The organism is Myxococcus sp. SDU36, assembly GCF_030168875.1.
Classification (GTDB): domain Bacteria; phylum Myxococcota; class Myxococcia; order Myxococcales; family Myxococcaceae; genus Myxococcus; species Myxococcus vastator.
Genome location: NZ_CP077414.1, coordinates 2,247,099 through 2,264,525, shown reverse-complemented (window position 1 = coordinate 2,264,525; position 17,427 = coordinate 2,247,099). Strand labels below are relative to the sequence as shown.

The following is a 17,427-nucleotide window of genomic DNA, read 5'->3' as shown; positions in this document are numbered from 1 at the left end:
CATGGAGCTGATTGACGTCATCGACCCCCAGGGGCAGGTGGTGGGGCGCGCGCCCCGCGACCAGATATACGGCCAGCGGCTGCCCCACCGCATCGTGCATGTGCTGGTGGAGCGCGACGACGGCAAGGTCTTCCTGCAGCGGCGCTCCCGGCACATGACCTTCATGCCCGGCCACCTGTGCACGTCCGCGGGAGGCCACGTGAGCGCGGGCGAGGCGCCCCTGGAGGCCGCCCGGCGGGAGCTCCTGGAGGAGCTGGGCCTGGAGGGCTCGCTGGCGCCCGTGGCCGAGTTCGTCTTCGACGATGGGCACCACCGGCGCATCTTCCTCTACCGCGCCCGCCTGGAAGGCCCGCTGCGCTTCTCCGAGCGGGAGGTGGACGGGGGCCTCTTCCTGGCGCCGGACGAGCTGGGGCGCCTGCTGGACGAGCCCTGTCATCCTCAGTTGTGGCCTTGTCTGGAGCGCCTCTTCCCCGGGCCGAGCGCCGACGCGCGGACGCGATGGAAACCGTCCTCTACTCGCTGACCTCGGTCCTGTTGCGGTCGGGGAACAGCGTCTTCGACCGGCTCAGCTACGGGCTGCGCCGCCAGTCCATCCTCGTCCTCAACTTCGCCAACAACTTCGTCCCGTTCCTCTTGCTGGCGGCGCTGACGCCGCTGCTGCCCATGGAGGACAGGGCGGGGTGGGCGCTCTACGGCAACGCGAGGCTCGCGCTGTTCGCGGTGAGCGTCCAGGGGGTGGCCTTCGCCTTCTCCTACGGCTTCCGGAACCTCACGGTCGCCCGGGTGAACATCGCCTCGCGCACCGGGGATGTGCTCATCCCCCTGGCGCTCATGCTGTCCGGCCGCACGGTGCACTGGACCGACTACCTGTTCGCCCTCGCCGTGTCCGGCTGCTCACTGCTGGCGGCGGGAGGTGCCGCGGACAGCCGTCGCGCCCTGTGGCTGCCGGCGTTCTTCATCACCGCGGCCGTCGTCGTGCAGAGCCTCTGCGGGGAGCTCTTCTTCCAGGGCCAGCTTTCGGGCGTGGCGTCCAACCTGGAGGTGAGCACCGCCTTGATGTTCTGGCGGAGCGCGGCCTGCCTGGTGTTGCTGCTCCTCTTCGGCGCGCGGGGGACGCTGGGGGCGCGGCTGAGCGAGCTGGTCGTGGACAGCCGCGCCCGCACCAGCCTGCTCGTGCGCGCCCTCTTCACCGTGGGCAATCAGGTCGCCTTCGTCATGGCGCTGGCGGCGGGAAACCGCGTCGTCGCCTGGCCCATCCTCAACTCGGTGACGCTCTTCTCCCTGGTGTTCGCCAACGCCTTCATCCAGGAGGCGCCCGCGCGGCGCGAGGTGTTCGCCGTCGTGGCCATTGTCTCGCTGGCCGTGCTCAAGGCCGCGCTGTAGCGCGTGACGACGCCAGGTCAGGCAGCACCTGGTCCGCGAAGCGCAGCGCGAGGGCGGTGAGCGTCAGCGTCGGGTTGATGGCGCCGTTGTTCGGGAAGTTGCCGTTGGTGAGGGCGAACAGGTTCTTCGTCCCGAAGACGAGGTGCCTCCCGTCCACGACGCCCGAGTCCGGCCCCTGGCCGAAGCGCGCCGTGCCCACCGAGTGGTCCGCCCGGCGAATCACGCCCGAAACCCAGACGTCCGACTCGCGGCAGCCCGCGGTCTTCATCACCTGCATCAAGGTGTCGGTCATCCACTGCCAGCGCGCGGCGAACCCCGCGTCCACCGCGTAGTGCAGCTCCACCCGGCGCTCGCCCGGCGCGCCGGTGAAGCGCAGGCGGTTCTCCGCCTGGGGGAACTCCTCGATGAAGCCATGGAGGTTGAGCCGGCTCTCCCGGCCGAAGGAGGCGATGTACTCGGGCGCGAGCTGCTCCTGGCGGACCCAGGCCTGCAGGTCCGGCTCCTCCGGGTACTCGGAGAAGATCATCTTCCCGGCGGCCTGCTGCTCCGGCGTGTCGAAGTGCCGCGAGAAGAGGGCGGGCATGGGGACCTCGCGCCCGTTGAACTCCCGGGGGGGCTTCGCCAGCTTGCCCTCGAGCTTCAGCATCGGGTGGGTAATCAGGTAGCGCCCGAGCGCGGGCAGGCGCTGCTCATCGAAGCCCGAGTGCCACAGCAGCTTGGGCGTCTCCAGGGCGCCCGCGGCCACCAGCACGGCGTCCGCGTCCAGCGTGGCCGTCTCGCCCTCGGCGGTGCGGTAGGTGACGCCCTGGGCCACCTCGCCACTCATGCGCACGGCCAGCACCGGGCTGCTCGCGAGCAACCGGAAGCCCGGGTGGGACTCCATGTCCGCCAGCAGCAGGGTGGGGTCGAAGCGCGCGCCCATCGGGCAATACCGGCACGTGCCAAACGTCATGCACGGGCCGCCCACGCCCTCGCCGCCGGGGCCTCTGCGCGACATGGGGATGTGGTCGTAGGTGATGCCCAGCGCCTTCAAGGCGTGGCGCACCGGCTCCGACTCGATGGGATAGGGCGGGCTGTTCCACTTGAAGGGCCGCGAGCGCCAGGGCGTGGGATGGCCGTCCGCGGGCGCGTGGGGGCCGGTGACGTTCAGCAGGGACTCGGCCTGGCCGTAATAGGGCTCGAGCTGGGCGTAGCCGAAGGGCCAATCGTTTCCCTTGCCGGTGCGCTTGCGCAGCTCCAGGTCCTCGGGCTGGAGGCGGGGCGTCCAGCCGCTCCAGTGCAGCGTGGACCCGCCCACCGCCATGAGCCGGCTGCCCTTGATGAGGAAGTGGTCGCGCTCGGGCTGGACGCCGGGGCGGGAGTTGGCGTCACCCTGCGTGTCCTCACAGGCGTGGTAGGGCCGCACGCCCGTGGTGACGAAGTCCAGCCAGCGGCGCGAGTCCCGCATGGGCGTGCGAGGGCCGGCTTCGAGCATCACCACCTCGTAACCCCGCTCCAGCGCGGCGCGGGCGGTGATGACCGCAGCGACCCCACTTCCGACGATACACAGCCTCATGGTTGTCAATTCCTGTCAGCGGCCGCGCTGACTACAGGTCGTCCGAGGCGTGAAAGGAGCCAGACTCGCGCGGTTCGTGCCAGAGCCCGCCCATGTGGCCATTCATGTTGCCGAAGCCAAACGTCCGGAAGCCCCCGCCGACCAGGGACAGGATGGCCAGCTCACCCACGACCTTCACGCGGTGGAGCTCCGGCAGCTCGGAGAGCCACTCCACCGAGAGCTGCTCGGGCCGCTGCACCTCCGCCGCGAAGCGGGTGTAGGTGGCCAGGTACGACGGGCGCTCCTCGCATTTGAGGCGCAGATGGCCTTCCAGCAGCGCCTCGTCGAGCTGACCGTCCATTCCCACGAAGCGTGAGAGCCGGCGGGCCGTGTCGAGCAGGGCCTCCCGCACGTCGTCGGGGAGGGGCCCCGCGCTGTCGGGCGCGATGAGCTGGAGGGGCGCCGCACCCACCGTGGGAGGCGTGAGCCGCGGGCGAAGCGCGCCGCAACTGGAGGCCACCACGCCGATTCCCAACCACTGCAGGAGCTGTCTGCGATTCAGCAGCGCTTCCGTCAGCGCAGTCTCAGTGGAGGGAGATGGTTTCACGGCGTTATTCATGACGCGCTCAGCCCTCATGCTGCCCCAGTCTTCCCAGGGGAAGCAAGGGTTGCGGATATTACCTCGTTTGATGTCGGTCGGTCTTGATATGCTGTGAAAACTGGAGACTGCAATGAAGCGTTTTCTGTGGCTGTCTGTTGTCGCGGTGGCGTCGGTGTCCAACGTGGCGCTCGCGAGCGAGGCGCTCGCGAAGGCCAAGAACTGCACGACGTGTCATTCCGCGGCGGCGCGGCTGGTCGGTCCCTCGTTCAAGGAGATTGCGGCCCGCTATGCGAAGCAGGAGGGCGTGGAGGACAAGCTGACGCAGCGCGTGCGCAAGGGCGGCAGCGGCGCCTGGGGCGCCATTCCGATGCCGGCGAACGCCCAGGTGTCGGAGGCCGAGGCGCGCGCGCTGGTGAAGTGGATCATGACGCAGAAGTAGCGTGAACCGCCGCTGCCCGTGGCTTCTCTCCCCGTGGGACGTCCGGTATAGACCGGGGCCATGGCGTTCATCGCGTTCTCCACCATCAAGGGCGGCGTGGGCAAGACGACGCTCTGCGCGCATGTGGCGGCGGCCCTCGCGGATGCCGGCCGCCAGGTGCTGCTGCTGGACCTGGACCCGCAGGCCCATGCGTCGCTGGTGCTGGGGCTGGAGAGCCGGGAAGGCCCGTGCGTGGGGGATGCGCTCGGGCCCCGTCCCAAGCACACGCTGGCGCAGGTGGTGGTGGCTTCACCGAAGCGGCCCGGCCTGTTCATCGCCCCCGCCGCGCCGCGCATGGCCGCCCAGGAGCGCGAGCTGTTCCAGTGGGGCCACCGCCTCCAGGCGATTCCGCGCGCGCTCAAGACGCTGGGGTGGACGCCGGACATCGTCCTCGCGGACACCCCGCCCAGCATCGGCGCCTATACCGAGGCCGTGCTCGCCTCCGCGGACCTGGTCGTGGCCCCCGTGCCCACCGGCGCCTTCGCGCTCCAGGGCCTGGGGGAAATCGAGACCGCCTGGCGGGACGTCCGCGAGCAGGGCGGCGAGCTGGTCGCGGTGGTGAACCTGTGGGATCGCCGCACCACCGCCACCAACGAGGCCATGGAGGGCGCGCTGAGCGAGTCCACGGTGCCCGTGCTGCGGGCGCGGGTTCCGCGCTCGGAGTCCATCAACCAGGCGGGGCTGGGCTACGAGGTGGTGTTCGACACGAGCCCCCAGGCGGCCGGCGTGGAGGAGCTGCGGGCCCTGGCGCAGGAGTTGGCGAAGCGCGTGGGCCTGCGCTGAAACGGCGAACGGCACCGTCCGCCACGAGGGCGCACGGTGCCGTCCGGGTGAAGCCGAATCAGAGGTGGTAGTGGCCCGACGCCTCGGGCTGGTACGGCACCGCGACGATGCGCAGCCGCTTGGAGCGTCCGCCCGGCAGCGGCCAGGTGATGGACTGCCCCACGGACAGGCCGATGAGCGCGCTGCCGATGGGGGCCAGCACGGAGATGCGGCCGTCGTCGCTGCTGGCGTCGCGCGGGTAGACGAGGGTGACCTCCCGGCGCTCTCCCGACTGTTCGTCCTCGAAGACAACCTTGCTGTTCATCGTCACGACTTCGGGTGGGACCGCTTCCGAAGGCACGACGCGGGCCCGGGTCAGCTCCGCGTCGAGCATTTCCGCGAACTCGGCCGTCCGGCCGCCTCCGTGGTGGTCCACCACCTGGCGCAGGCGCTCCAGGTCGGTTTCAGTCACGATGAGGGATTGTTCGCTGGTCATGGCTCGGGCCTCCTGTGGGAGGGAGTGAAGGGTTAAGCCCGTTCCAACTGCCCAGCCCGCGGTTTATTCCCGAGTCGTTCCCAAGAACGACCCGGGCGTCCAACTTCGCTCAGAAGGCGCAGTCGGCCCCCCGGGTGGGCAGCACGGAGCGCCCCCCGGAGAGATATGCATCGCAGGCCTTGGCGGCTTCCCGGCCGTCCGACAGGGCCCAGACGATGAGGCTGGCGCCCCGGCTCGCGTCCCCGGCGCAGAACACCCCTTCCGCGGACGTGGCGAAGCGCGCGTCCACCTGCACCGTGCCGCGGGGAGACAGCTTCACCCCCAGCGCCTCGGAGAGGTTGCCCGCCTCGGGCCCCGTGAAGCCCATGGCCAGCACCAGCAGGTCCGTTTCGAACGTCACCTCGGTGCCGGGGCGTTCGATGAGGCGGGGCAGGGCGCCGGGCTCGGGCTGGAACTCGACCTCCACGGCGTGCAGCGCCTGGAGCCGTCCGTCGCTGCCCGTCAGCCGCTTCGTCATCAGCGCGAAGCGGCGCTCGCCGCCTTCCTCCTGGCTGGTGGAGGTGCGGAAGATGACGGGCCACCTGGGCCAGGGGTTGCCCTCCGCGCGCACCGCGGGCGGCGCGGGGAGCAGCTCCACCTGCCGCACGCTCGCCGCGCCCTGGCGCAGCGCGGTGCCCAGGCAGTCCGAGCCGGTGTCGCCGCCGCCCAGCACCACGACGTGCCGGCCCGCCGCGTCCAGGCGCGAATCCTTCTGGCCATGCCCCGAGACGAGCCGGTTCTGGTGCTCCAGGAACGCCATGGCCTGGACGACGCCGGACAGCTCGCGTCCGGGGACCTCCAGCTCGCGCGGACGGCGCGCGCCCAGGGCCAGCACCAGCGCGTCATGCTTCGCGCGCAGCTCGCGGTAGCTCAGGGCCCCGCCCACGTCCACGCCGGTGACGAAGGTGATGCCCTCCGCCTCCATCAACGCCAGGCGCCGGTCCACCACGGACTTCTCCAGCTTGAAGTCGGGGATGCCGTAGCGCAGCAGTCCGCCCGCATGGGCGTCCCGCTCATACACGGTGACGGTGTGCCCGGCCGCGTTGAGCTGCGCCGCCGCCGCCAGTCCCGCGGGCCCGGAGCCCACCACGCCCACCGTCTTCCCGGTGCGGCGCGCCGGAGGCCGGGGCTTCACCCAGCCCTCCTGGAAGGCCCGCTCGATGATCTCCTTCTCCATCTGCTCGATGGTGACCGGGTCCCGGTCGATGGCGAGCACGCACGCGGCCTCACACGGCGCCGGGCACAGCCGGCCCGTCATCTCCGGGAAGCCGTTGGTGCGGCTGAGCAGGTCATACGCCTCGCGCCAGCGCCCACGGAACACGGCCTCGTTGAAGTCGGGGATGAGGTTCCCCAGGGGACAGCCCTGGTGACAGAAGGGGACGCCACAGTCCATGCAGCGGCCGGCCTGCCGCCTGGCCTCGTCGGGGGCCAGTGGCAGCGCGAACTCGCGCCAGTCGCCCAGCCGGTCCGCCGTGTCCCGCTTGTCCGCGTGGACGCGCTCCCACTCGATGAATCCCGTCGGCTTACCCATGGCTCAAGCCCTCCCCGCCGCGGACCGGGGCAGCGGCAGCGGATGGGGTCTCCGGCGGTCTGCGCGCCGCGCGCCGTGCCTGGAGGACCCGCTTGTAGTCCGTGGGCATCACCTTCACGAAACGCGGCACCATCAGCTCCCAGTTGTCCAGCACCCGCCGCGCCAGCGCGCTGCCGGTGTGATGCAGGTGCCGCTCCACCATGCCGTGCACCAGCCAGATTTCGGACTCGTCCACCAGGGACTCCAGCTCCACCATCTCCAGGTTGCAGCGCTGCCGGAAGGATTGATCGCGGTCGAGCACATAGGCGATGCCGCCGCTCATGCCGGCCGCGAAGTTGCGCCCGGTGGGGCCCAACACCACCACCGCGCCGCCCGTCATGTATTCGCAGCCGTGGTCGCCCACGCCCTCCACGACGGCCTGCGCGCCGCTGTTGCGCACCGCGAAGCGCTCCCCCGCGAGCCCCCGCAGGTACACCTCGCCGGCCGTGGCGCCGTAGAGCGCGGTGTTGCCCACCAGCACGTTCTCCTCGGCGGTGAAGCGGCTGGCCTGCGGCGGGTAGACGATGATGCGCCCGCCGGACAGGCCCTTGCCCACGTAGTCGTTGGCGTCGCCCTCCAGCTCCAGCGTCACGCCCTTCACCACGAAGGCGCCGAAGCTCTGGCCCGCGGAGCCATTCATCCGCACGTGGAGCCGGCCATCCGGCAGCCCCTGGCCCCCATGACGCCGGGCAATCTCACCCGACAGCAGGGCGCCCACGGCGCGGTGCGTGTTGGCCACCGGCACGGTGAGCAGCATGGGCGGCCCGCCGTCCAGCACCCCGCGGGCGTCGCGCAGCAGCGCGTGGTCCAGGTGGTCGGACACGTCCTTGATGCGCGGCGCGATGCAGTGGCGCGGCTCGCTGTCCGGCGCGGCCGGCGCGGCCAGCAGCCCGGACAGGTCCACGCGCCGGGCCTTCCAGTGGTCCACCGCCGGGCGCTGCCGCAGCAGGTCCACGCGGCCCACCAGCTCCTCCAGGGTGCGGGCGCCCAGCGCGGCCATCCGCTGGCGCAGGTCCTCCGCGATGAGGAGGAAGAAGTTCACCACGTCCTCGGGCTTGCCCTGGAAGCGCTCGCGCAGCCCCGCGTCCTGCGTGGCGATGCCCGCCGAGCACGTGTTGAGGTGGCACTTGCGCAGCATGATGCAGCCCACTGCCACCAGGCTGGCGGTGGCCATGCCGAACTCCTCGGCGCCCAGGAGCGCGGCCACCAGCACGTCGCGCGCGGTGCGCATGCCGCCGTCCGCCTGCACGCGGATGCGCGAGCGCAGCCCGTTGTGCACCAGCACCTGCTGCGTCTCCGCCAGCCCCAGCTCCCAGGGCAGGCCCGCGTGCTGGATGCTGGACAGCGGCGAGGCGCCCGTGCCGCCCTCGTAGCCGGAGATGACCACGCAGCTGGCGCCGGCCTTGGCCACGCCCGCGGCGATGGTGCCCACGCCCACCTCGCTCACCAGCTTCACGCTGACCCGCGCGGCCGGGTTCACCGACTGGAGGTCGTAGATGAGCTGCGCCAGGTCCTCGATGGAGTAGATGTCGTGGTGCGGCGGCGGCGAGATGAGCGTCACGCCCGGCGTGGACCAGCGCACGCGGGCGATCCGCTCATCCACCTTGTGGCCGGGCAGCTGGCCGCCCTCGCCGGGCTTGGCGCCCTGGGCCACCTTGATTTGGAGCTCGTCCGCGTTGACCAGGTACTCCGTGGTGACGCCGAAGCGCGCGCTGGCCACCTGCTTGATGGCGCTGCGGCGCGAATCGCCATTCTCATCCCGGGTGTAGCGCCGCGACTCCTCGCCGCCCTCGCCGCTGTTGGAGCGCCCGCCCAGCCGGTTCATGGCGATGGCCAGCGTCTCGTGCGCCTCCGCGCTGATGGAGCCGAAGGACATGGCGCCGGTGACGAAGCGCCGGGCGATGGCGAGCGCGGGCTCCACCTCCTCCAGCGGCACCGGCGCGCGGCCCTCGTGGCAGACCTCGAGCAGGCCGCGCAGGTTGCAGTGCTCGCGCGTCTCGTCGTCCGCCAGCCGCGAGTACTCCGCGAAGGTGGCGGCGTCATTCTCGCGCACCGCCGCCTGGAGCCTGGCGATGGTGGCCGGGTTCCACTTGTGCCGCTCGCCCAGCCGGCGCCAGCGGTACTGGCCGCCCACGGGCAGCATGCCGGCCTCCACGTCCGCCTCCGCGCCGAAGCCCCGGGTGTGGCGCTCTTGCACCTCGCGCCCCAGCTCCGGCAGGCCCACGCCCTCCACGCGCGACGCCGTGCCGGTGAAGTGCCGCTCCACCAGCGCGCGCTGGAGCCCCACGGCCTCGAAGAGCTGCGCGCCGCGGTAGGACTGGAGCGTGGAGATGCCCATCTTCGACATCACCTTGAGCAGGCCTTCCTCCACGGCGTGGATGAAGCGGTCCTGCGCCTTCTCCGCATCCACGGCCAGCTCGCCGCCGTCCGCCAGGGCCCGGACCGTGTCCAGCGCCAGGTACGGGTTCACCGCCGCGGCGCCGTAGGCGAACAGGCAGGCGAAGTGATGCACCTCGCGCGCCTCCGCCGTCTCCAGCAGCAGGCCGGTGTACATGCGGATGCCGTCACGGACGAGCCGCTGGTGCACCGCGGACATGGCCAGCAGCGCGGGGATGGCCGCGTGCGCGGCGTCCACGCCGCGGTCGCTCAAGAGCAGGATGCTGGCGCCGGCGTCCACCGCGTCCACGGCCTCGTTGCAGAGCTTCTCCACCGCCGCCTCGAGCGCGCCCTCGCCGCCGTCCAGGGCGTAGAGGAGCGACAGGCGGCGCGTCTCGAACAGGCCCTCGTCGTTGATGGCCGCCAGCCGCGCGAGCTGTCCGTTGGTGAGGATGGGGCCGGGGAGCGACAGCCGGTGGCACTGCTCCGGCGTCTCCTCGAAGGTGTTGCTCTCCGGGCCCAGCGCGGTGGCCAGCGTCATCACCAGCGACTCGCGCAGCGGGTCGATGGGCGGGTTGGTGACCTGCGCGAAGAGCTGGTGGAAGTAGGAGAAGAGGCTGGGGGCCTGGTCGCTCAGCACCGCCAGCGGCGTGTCCGTGCCCATGGAGCCCACCGGCTCCTTGCCCGTCTCCGCCATGGGCGTGAGCACCGCGCGCACGTCCTCGGCGGTGTAGCCGAAGGCGCGCTGGGCCCGCCACAGCTCCTCGCCGCGCAGCCGCACCGGGGCGGCGACGGCGGGGAGGTTGTCGAAGGTGTAGACGTTGCGCTGGAGCCAGCGGCGGTAGGGCCAGCGCGTGGTGATGTCGCGCTTGACCTCCTCGTCCTCCAGGATGCGGCCCTCGGTGGTGTCCACCAGCAGCATGCGGCCCGGCGTCAGGCGGCCCTTGCGGCGCACCTGCGAGGGCGGCACGTCGATGACGCCCATCTCCGAGGCGAGGATGATGCGGTCGTCCTCCGTGACGAGGTAGCGCGCGGGCCGCAGGCCGTTGCGGTCCAACGTGGCGCCGATGAGCTGCCCGTCCGTGAAGGCGATGGCCGCCGGGCCGTCCCACGGCTCCAGCAGCGCGGAGGAGTATTCGTAGAAGGCGCGCCGCTCGTCGGACATCAGCGCGTCGCCCTCCCATGCCTCCGGAATCATCATCATCAGCGCGTGGGGCAGGGCACGGCCGCCCAGGTAGAGCAGCTCCACCATGTTGTCGAACTGCGCCGAGTCGCTCTTGCCCGGGACGATGATGGGCTGGAGCGCCTCCAGGCTGCCGCCCAGGCGCGCCGTCTGGAGCAGGCCGCGCCGCGCGGTCATCCAGTTCCGGTTGCCGCGCAGGGTGTTGATTTCACCGTTGTGCGCGATGAAGCGGAACGGCTGCGCCAGCTCCCACGTGGGGAAGGTGTTGGTGGAGAAGCGCGAGTGGACCAGGCCCAGCGCGCTCACGAAGTCCGGCTGCTGCAGGTCGCGGTAGAAGCGCGGCAGGTCCGCCGGCAACAGCAGGCCCTTGTAGACGAGCGTCTCCGACGACAGCGACGCCACGTGGAAGCGGCCCGTGGGGTCCACGCCGCGCGCCTGGATGAGCTTCTCCGTCAGCTTGCGGATGCGGTACAGCTTCCGCTCGAAGGCGCTGGGCACCATGCGCCGGCGCGCCACGAAGAGCTGGCGGATGACGGGGGCGGCCTCACGGGCCACGGGGCCCAGGTGCTCCGGGTCCACCGGCACGTCGCGCCAGCCGAGCACGCGCTGGCCCTCTTGTACGACGACCTCCTCGAAGGCGGCCTCACAGGCGGCCCGGGCCTCGGGCTCGGGCGGGAGGAACACCTGCCCCACGCCGTAGTGCCGGCGCGGCGGGAGGGCGAAGGGCAGCTTCGGGGCCTCGCGCTCGAAGAAGCGGTGGGGGAGCTGCACCAGGATGCCAGCGCCGTCGCCGGTCCGTGGGTCCCTGCCCGCGGCCGCCCGGTGGCTGAGCCGGTTGAGGAGCTCCAGGGCGTCCTCGACGATGCCGCGCGAGCGCTCACCCCTCAGGTGGGCGACGAATCCCACGCCGCAGGCGTCATGCTCGGTGTCCGGCTCATACAGGCCGTACCGACCGGGGCGGAATGCCGACATCAAGAGTCCCCTTTCCCGACGACGCGGGATGTCATCAATAATACTGTGTCGCAACACGCTAACGCGCTGCGTTGGCTGGCGTAAAGGGAAGTCCCTGACCCACGGTGCGAGGAGGGCGGGGTGAGGAGGGACCTGGCTGGCCCGGGATGAACTACAGTGCCGCGCGCTGTCCCATTCCGGCGGTGGCCACGGGGCTCCGACGCCTGGATGCCGCGCCGCGCGAGGTTGCTCCCATGCCGTACACGCCCATCATCGGCACGCTCGGCTACGTGATGTCGCCGGACGGGCAGCGCGTGCTGCTCGTCCACCGCAACGCCCGCCCGGAGGACGCCCACTACGGGAAGTTCAACGGCCTGGGCGGGAAGCTGGAGCGCGACGAGGACGTGGCCGCCTGCATGCGCCGGGAGCTTCGCGAGGAGGCCGGCATCGAGTGCACGCGAATGGTGCTGCGCGGCACCATCTCCTGGCCGGGCTTCGGCAAGCACGGAGAGGACTGGCTGGGCTTCGTGTTTCGCATCGACGGCTTCGAAGGCACCCCGCTGGAGCGCAACCCGGAGGGTTCCCTCTCCTGGGTGCCGGTGGCGGACCTGCAGGGCCTCAACCTGTGGGACGGCGACCGCCACTTCCTGCCGCTGGTGTTCGACGCCGACCCCCGGCCGTTCCATGGCGTCATGCCGTACGCCGGTAGCCGCGCGCTGAGCTGGTCCTTCAGCCGCTTGTAGGTGCGCAAGCCGTCCGTGGCGCACCGAGCGGGCATTCCAGCGTGCGTAGGAAGTTTTACTCAGCGAGCGTTGACGGGTGAGTGCCGTGGGGGGTATCCACGTCCGCAGTGAAAATGAGAACGATTCTCAATTTCGAGCTTCCGGGGCCCGCCGCGGAGGTCGCCTCCGCGGTGTTGGCTCAGCCCGCCGGGGCGCTCTTCCGCATGGGGGATGCCGCTGGCGTGGAGGGGTTCTGGGGCCGCTGGAGCGGAGCCGTCGTCGTGGCTGTCGTGCTCCACGCGGTCGTCGTCGCGGCGGGACTGTCCATGTCCCCGGCGCCGCCGAAGAGGGTGGTGCGTGAGGAGCCGGAGCTGGTGTTGCTGGCGCTCGCCGCGCCGCCTCCGCCGCCGCCCGCGGGAGGTGATGGGGCGCGGCCGGCCGCGAAGAAGGACGTGCGGCGCCAGGCCCGGCCCAAGCCCGTGCAGCGGGTGATGCCGGCCCCCGTTCCCCGGCCCGAGCCGGTGACGGAGGTGAAGCCAGAGACGCCCCCTGCGCCGGAGCCCGTGGTGGAGCCCGAGCCCGTTCCCGAGCCCACGGTGGCGAAGGTGGAGCCGGCGTCCGCGAGCAGTGAAGTGTCCGCGGTGGGCGGGGTGGTGGGTGGCGTGGTCGGCGGCCTCGTGGGTGGTACGCAGGGGGGCATCGTCGGGTCGACGGCCATTGGCGGCACGGGCGACGCGCTGACGCTGAAGCAGGTGATGCGGCCCCCCATGGTCCTCGAGCAGGTGAGGCCGAACTACCCCCGGCTGGCGAAGCAGCGGAACATCCAGGGGAAGGTGGTCGTGCGTGTCATCGTCGGCACGGACGGCCGGGTGGAGCAGGAGCACACCCGGGTGATGCGCTCCGTGCCCGCCCTGGACGCCGCGGCGATTGCCGCCGTCAACCAGTGGCGGTTCACGCCCGCGCTGGGCCGTTCGGGGCGGCTGGCGCGAGTCATGATCGACATTCCGGTGGATTTCTCACTGCGGTGAGATTGTGCGCACCTTTCGAAACATCCTCTTCTGGATTCATCTCATCGTCGGTGTCGCCACCGGGCTGGTGATTGCGATCATGTCCTTCACGGGCGTGGTCATTGCTTTCGAGAAGCAGCTCATCGAATGGGCGGAGCGGGAGGTCCGGACGGTGCAGCTCCCGGCTCCGGGCGCGCGCCGGCTCCCCGTGGAGGAGCTGGTCGAACGCGTCCGCGCGTCAGGCTCGGAGGGTCAGCCCTCAGGGGTGACGGTGTATCCGGAGCCGACGTCCGCGGTGCTCGTGAGCATCGGCCGGGGCGCGGTGAGCTACGTCAACCCCTACACCGGCGAGGTGCTGGGGAATGGCGCGACGGGCCTGCGCGGCTTCTTCCAGTGGAACGTGGGGCTTCACCGGTGGCTGGCCGCCGGCGGTGACAACCGCGCGGTGGGCAAGGCGATCACCGGCGCGAGCAACGCGGTGTTCCTCTTCCTGGCCATCTCCGGCCTGTACCTGTGGTGGCCGCGCAAGTGGACGCTGCGCGCGATGCGGCCGTCGCTGTGGTTCCGGCGCGGGCTCAAGGGCAAGGCGCGCGACTGGAACTGGCACAACGTCATCGGCTTCTGGTCGCTGCCGGTGCTCATCGTGCTCACGGCGTCGGGCATGGTCATCTCGTACAAGTGGGCGTCCAGCCTGGTCTTCACCGTGACGGGCAACACGCCGCCCGCGACGAAGGGGCCGCCGGGCTCGGCGACGGTGAAGGTCCCCGCGCCCGAGGAGGAGACGCCGCGCCAGCCGCTGGATGTCCTCATCGCCGAAGCGCAGCGGACGTCGCCCACCTGGTCGTCCGCGACGCTGCGTCTGGGCGGCGGCGCGGGTGGCGGGAAGGAGGGCGTGGACGCGGTGACGGTCACCCTCCGCGAGGCGGATGCGTGGCCGCTGTTCTCCTCCAAGCAGGTGTCCGTCAACCCCTTCTCGGGCGAGGTGGCGAAGCAGGAGACGTACGCGGACTACAGCAGCGGCCGGAAGCTGCGCACCTGGCTGCGCTTCCTGCACACCGGCGAGGCGCTGGGGCTCTGGGGCCAGCTGGTGGCCGCCATCGCGTCGCTGGGCGGCGTGTTCCTCGTCTACACGGGCTTCGCCCTGTCGTGGCGCCGGTTTTTTCCCCGGCGTCGGACGAACTCCGAGCCTGGGGAAGATGCCGCCGCTCAGTCCGAGCCGGCGGTCTGACGGGCGCTCCGACGCCTTGACTCGACAGGCTGAAGCTCATGAGTCGTCGTGGAGCCAGTAGAGGCGGTTGTTGCTCGTGAGGGCGCGCGCCAGGAATTCGCGGAGCGACGCGGCCACGGGTGTCACTGCCGGGTATGTGCCGTGGTACGCATCCAACAGGGAATAGGGAGGCGGCGAGGCCACGTCCACCAGGATGAAGTCCGAGTCCTGGCAGTCCACCAGCGTCCACCAGGACGCGGAGCCCATGGAGTCATCGTCGACGCCGCGCATCCGAACGCGGGCGCGCTGTAGCTCTCCGAGGGAGAGGAGGCTGTAGCGCGCGTTGGGCAGCGGCTCGAACAGCTCCGCGCCATTGCACCGCAAGTAGAACGCGCGCAGCTCGGCCCCGAGCTGCCAGCCCGCGCGCGATTCGAATGCGGCAATCTCCGCCTCGGTCGCGGGAGGGTGCGGGTAATGCTCGCGCACCACGGTGGCCAGGAGCTGTTCCAGGGACGGCGTCATGGGCTAGTCACTGTAGGGGAGGTTGGGTCCGGGGGTGGACCACCGACTGCCGCGCGCGTAGCACTGCGGATAGGCGGTGTTGAAGAGCGTGTGGACAGGGTCCGGCACGGGCAGAATGTTGCTCGGGTCGGTGGGGTGCCCTCCGTGGCCGAGGTCGCGAATGTGGTGGCCCGGCCAGTTGCGGCCGGCCGTGCTGGGCCATGCGCCAAACTCCTCAATCCAGTTGGTCCGGAACGCGTCCCGCGCGTTGTCCCAGATGCCTCTGCCGCGCCGAGGGGCGACGGCCGCGTAGTCGCAGCAGCAGTGAGTGAGCGGGTAGCGGGTGCCACCTTCCGCCGGGAGAAACATGAAGCGCCCGACCCAATCGCCCTTGATGTCCGCGAGCCAGATGCAGCCCATGAGCACGCGGCCCTCGGATGCGCACTGGCGCTGGCAGCGCCCCAACTGCTTGGCGTTGCACTGCCACGGGCCATAGTAGATGGTCGTGGTTACCCGGCCGCCGTTGGGGCTCGGCACCGCCGGCCCGACCCACTTCGCAGTGGCGGGGGGCATGCCGACTGCGCCGACCGTGACCGAGCCGCACGCGGCGAGCACCGACGCGGTCAGCGCGACGACGAGCGGACGATGCTCGGAGGGGGTAAACAAGCAAAACCGGATAACACTGACAGCGCGCCGCACGCAAGGCACGGCGGCGGGGCCCTCTTGGTGGGTTGGCGCGACTGTTGCCGCGCGTGTGCCGAGGGTCGCTTGAACCGAGTTGACAGGTTCCGACGGGCGCCACGGCCCCAGGGTGCCGCGGCGCCCGGGGCCTTATGCGTCACTGCGCTCCGGCTTCGCTCCTTGCCGGAACGTCAGTTCCGGTCCTTGCGGACGAGCACCTTCTTGCCGCGCAGGGTGGCGTTCTTCAGCGCGGCGATGATGCGGTTGGCCTCGGACTCCGGCACCTCGACCAGCGAGAAGCTGTCGCCAATCTGGATGGCGCCAATCTTGGAGGACTCGACGCCCGCCTCACCGGCGATGGCGCCCACCAGGTCGGCGGGGCGAATGCCTGCGTGACGGCCGGCGCCAATCCACAGGCGGGTGACGTCCCACGTCGGCGGGACGCCGCGGGCCTTCGGGCCCCGCTCCGGGCGGCCTGAACGCCCCGGGGGCGCGCTGAACTTGCCCGTGCGCTCCTGCGGCGGCGCGACGACGGGAATCTCCGTCTCCTCCGAGTCGCGGCCCTCGTCCTGGGCCTCATGGAGGAGCTTCACGGCGGCGGCGGCGATGTCCATGGCGTCGAACTCGCTGGCCAGGCCCTCCACCACGTTGCGGAGGGAGTCGTACTCACCGGCCACCAGCGTCTCGCGCAGGGACGCGCGCAGCAGCTCCTGCCGCTTCTCGCGCATGTCCGCGACGGTGGGCACGGTGGCCACCTCGATGCGCTGGCCGGTGACGCGCTCGATGTTGCGCAGCAGCCGGTGCTCTCGGGGCTCCACCAGGGTGATGGCCACGCCTTCGCGGCCGGCGCGGCCCGTGCGGCCGATGCGGTGCACGTAGGCCTCGGGCGCGTTGGGCACGTCGAAGTTCACGACGTGGGACAGGCGGGGGATGTCCAGGCCGCGCGCCGCGACGTCGGTGGCCACGAGCAGGTCGGTGCCCTGGGACTTGAGCTGCTTGATGACGCGGTCTCGCTGCTCCTGCGTCATGCCGCCGTGCAGGGCGTGGGCGCGCCAGCCGCGGCCGTTCAGGGAGACGGTGAGGTCATCCACCTCCGTGCGCGTGCGGCAGAAGATGATGGCGGCGGTGGGGGACTCCACGTCGAGCAGGCGGCCCAGGGTGGCGACCTTGAAAGCGCGCGGGACGACGTAGGCCGTCTGCCGGACGCGGGGAATCTCCCCCTGCTCCACCTTCTCGCGGGCGATCTTCACGCGCACGGGCTCGTGCAGGTGACGCTCGGCGATGCTGGCGATGCGCGGCGGGAGGGTGGCGGAGAAGAGGGCCGTCTGCCGGTCCTCGGGCGTGCCGGAGAGGATGGCCTCCAGGTCCTCGGCGAAGCCCATGTCGAGCATCTCGTCGGCCTCGTCGAGCACGACGACGCGCACGTCATCGAGCTGCAGCGTGCCGCGGCGCAGGTGGTCCAGCGCGCGGCCCGGGGTGGCGACGACGACGTCCACGCCGCGCTTGAGGACGCGGAGTTGCTGGCCGATGACCTGCCCGCCGTACAGGGGCAGCACGGTGATGCCGAGCTTCTGGCCGTAGCGGTGGATGGCCTCGGAGACCTGCATGGCCAGCTCGCGGGTGGGGACCAGCACCAGCGCGGACGTGGTGTTGGGCCGGCAGGCGCCGGGCTCCACCCGGTTGAGCAGGGGCAGGGCGAAGGCGGCCGTCTTGCCGGTGCCGGTGGCGGCGATGCCGAGCAGGTCCTTGCCGGCGAGCAGCGGCGGGAGGGCGGCGGCCTGGATGGGGGTGGGCTCCTCGTAGCCGAGCGCGCTGAGCGCCTCGACGAGCGCGGGCTTCAAGCCCAGGGAATCAAAGGTGGCCTCGGTGGGGGCGGGGGGCTGGGGTGCTTTCACGGCCTGGGCTTGTACCACCAGCAGGGGCCTTGTGCGCTCCC

General features: G+C 71.3%; 15 protein-coding genes. 7 read left to right on the top strand and 8 right to left on the bottom strand.

Features of this window, described 5'->3' with window-relative positions; translation table 11 throughout:
- The first annotated feature begins 1 nt into the window (after position 1).
- Both KGD87_RS08855 and KGD87_RS08850 read left to right on the top strand, forming a co-directional pair.
- Positions 2-523, top strand: a complete 522-nt coding sequence (locus tag KGD87_RS08855; protein ID WP_284667027.1) for an NUDIX hydrolase — start codon at positions 2-4, stop codon at positions 521-523.
- Complete coding sequence (locus KGD87_RS08850; RefSeq protein ID WP_284667026.1) at positions 499-1,383, top strand: hypothetical protein; 885 nt, start codon at positions 499-501, stop codon at positions 1,381-1,383. The genes KGD87_RS08855 and KGD87_RS08850 overlap by 25 nt, the downstream gene beginning before the upstream one ends.
- Here KGD87_RS08850 and KGD87_RS08845 read toward each other — a convergent pair.
- Together KGD87_RS08845 and KGD87_RS08840 are read right to left on the bottom strand one after the other, a co-directional pair.
- Positions 1,367-2,938 carry a GMC family oxidoreductase N-terminal domain-containing protein gene (locus KGD87_RS08845; RefSeq protein WP_284667025.1) on the bottom strand — a complete coding sequence of 524 codons (1,572 nt, stop codon included), beginning with the start codon at positions 2,936-2,938 and terminating at the stop codon, positions 1,367-1,369. The genes KGD87_RS08850 and KGD87_RS08845 overlap by 17 nt on opposite strands.
- Positions 2,939-2,969: 31 nt before the next feature.
- Entirely contained in the window at positions 2,970-3,524 is a 555-nt protein-coding gene (locus tag KGD87_RS08840) for a hypothetical protein (protein WP_284667024.1), read from the bottom strand.
- A gap of 124 nt (positions 3,525-3,648) precedes the next feature.
- Here KGD87_RS08840 and KGD87_RS08835 point away from each other — a divergent pair, with 124 nt between their 5' ends.
- Together KGD87_RS08835 and KGD87_RS08830 are read left to right on the top strand one after the other, a co-directional pair.
- The gene (locus tag KGD87_RS08835; RefSeq protein ID WP_163780566.1) at positions 3,649-3,957 is read left to right on the top strand and encodes a c-type cytochrome; all 309 of its coding nucleotides are present in this window, start codon (positions 3,649-3,651) and stop codon (positions 3,955-3,957) included.
- Between the two features lie 60 nt (positions 3,958-4,017).
- Positions 4,018-4,779 carry a ParA family protein gene (locus KGD87_RS08830; protein ID WP_284667023.1) on the top strand — a complete coding sequence of 254 codons (762 nt, stop codon included), beginning with the start codon at positions 4,018-4,020 and terminating at the stop codon, positions 4,777-4,779.
- Between the two features lie 58 nt (positions 4,780-4,837).
- Here KGD87_RS08830 and rnk read toward each other — a convergent pair whose 3' ends face one another.
- The 3 genes from rnk to gltB all read right to left on the bottom strand — a co-directional run bounded on the left by rnk (position 4,838) and on the right by gltB (position 11,394).
- The gene (gene rnk / locus KGD87_RS08825) at positions 4,838-5,254 is read right to left on the bottom strand and encodes a nucleoside diphosphate kinase regulator (protein ID WP_284667022.1); all 417 of its coding nucleotides are present in this window, start codon (positions 5,252-5,254) and stop codon (positions 4,838-4,840) included.
- A 109-nt stretch (positions 5,255-5,363) separates the two neighbouring features.
- Positions 5,364-6,824 carry a glutamate synthase subunit beta gene (locus KGD87_RS08820; RefSeq protein WP_284667021.1) on the bottom strand — a complete coding sequence of 487 codons (1,461 nt, stop codon included), beginning with the start codon at positions 6,822-6,824 and terminating at the stop codon, positions 5,364-5,366.
- Positions 6,817-11,394: a glutamate synthase large subunit gene (gltB, locus tag KGD87_RS08815; protein ID WP_284667020.1), complete on the bottom strand. Its 4,578-nt coding sequence runs from the start codon at positions 11,392-11,394 to the stop codon at positions 6,817-6,819. The genes KGD87_RS08820 and gltB overlap by 8 nt, the downstream gene beginning before the upstream one ends.
- 233 nt (positions 11,395-11,627) lie before the next feature.
- Between gltB and KGD87_RS08810 the strand changes: the two genes are divergently transcribed.
- From KGD87_RS08810 to KGD87_RS08800, 3 genes are all read left to right on the top strand, one after another.
- The gene (locus KGD87_RS08810) at positions 11,628-12,116 is read left to right on the top strand and encodes an NUDIX hydrolase (RefSeq protein ID WP_284668603.1); all 489 of its coding nucleotides are present in this window, start codon (positions 11,628-11,630) and stop codon (positions 12,114-12,116) included.
- A 113-nt stretch (positions 12,117-12,229) separates the two neighbouring features.
- The gene (locus KGD87_RS08805; RefSeq protein ID WP_284667019.1) at positions 12,230-13,123 is read left to right on the top strand and encodes an energy transducer TonB; all 894 of its coding nucleotides are present in this window, start codon (positions 12,230-12,232) and stop codon (positions 13,121-13,123) included.
- A gap of 4 nt (positions 13,124-13,127) precedes the next feature.
- Positions 13,128-14,330, top strand: a complete 1,203-nt coding sequence (locus KGD87_RS08800) for a PepSY-associated TM helix domain-containing protein (protein ID WP_284667018.1) — start codon at positions 13,128-13,130, stop codon at positions 14,328-14,330.
- 36 nt (positions 14,331-14,366) lie between these two features.
- Here the strand turns inward: KGD87_RS08800 and KGD87_RS08795 are convergent, their stop codons facing one another.
- From KGD87_RS08795 to KGD87_RS08785, 3 genes are all read right to left on the bottom strand, one after another.
- Positions 14,367-14,831, bottom strand: coding sequence for an SMI1/KNR4 family protein (locus KGD87_RS08795; protein WP_284667017.1), 465 nt, complete (start codon positions 14,829-14,831; stop codon positions 14,367-14,369).
- A gap of 3 nt (positions 14,832-14,834) precedes the next feature.
- Entirely contained in the window at positions 14,835-15,383 is a 549-nt protein-coding gene (locus KGD87_RS08790) for a hypothetical protein (RefSeq protein ID WP_284667016.1), read from the bottom strand.
- 299 nt (positions 15,384-15,682) lie between these two features.
- On the bottom strand, positions 15,683-17,386 hold the full coding sequence (locus tag KGD87_RS08785) for a DEAD/DEAH box helicase (protein ID WP_284667015.1): 1,704 nt from the start codon (positions 17,384-17,386) through the stop codon (positions 15,683-15,685).
- Positions 17,387-17,427 lie beyond the last annotated feature (41 nt).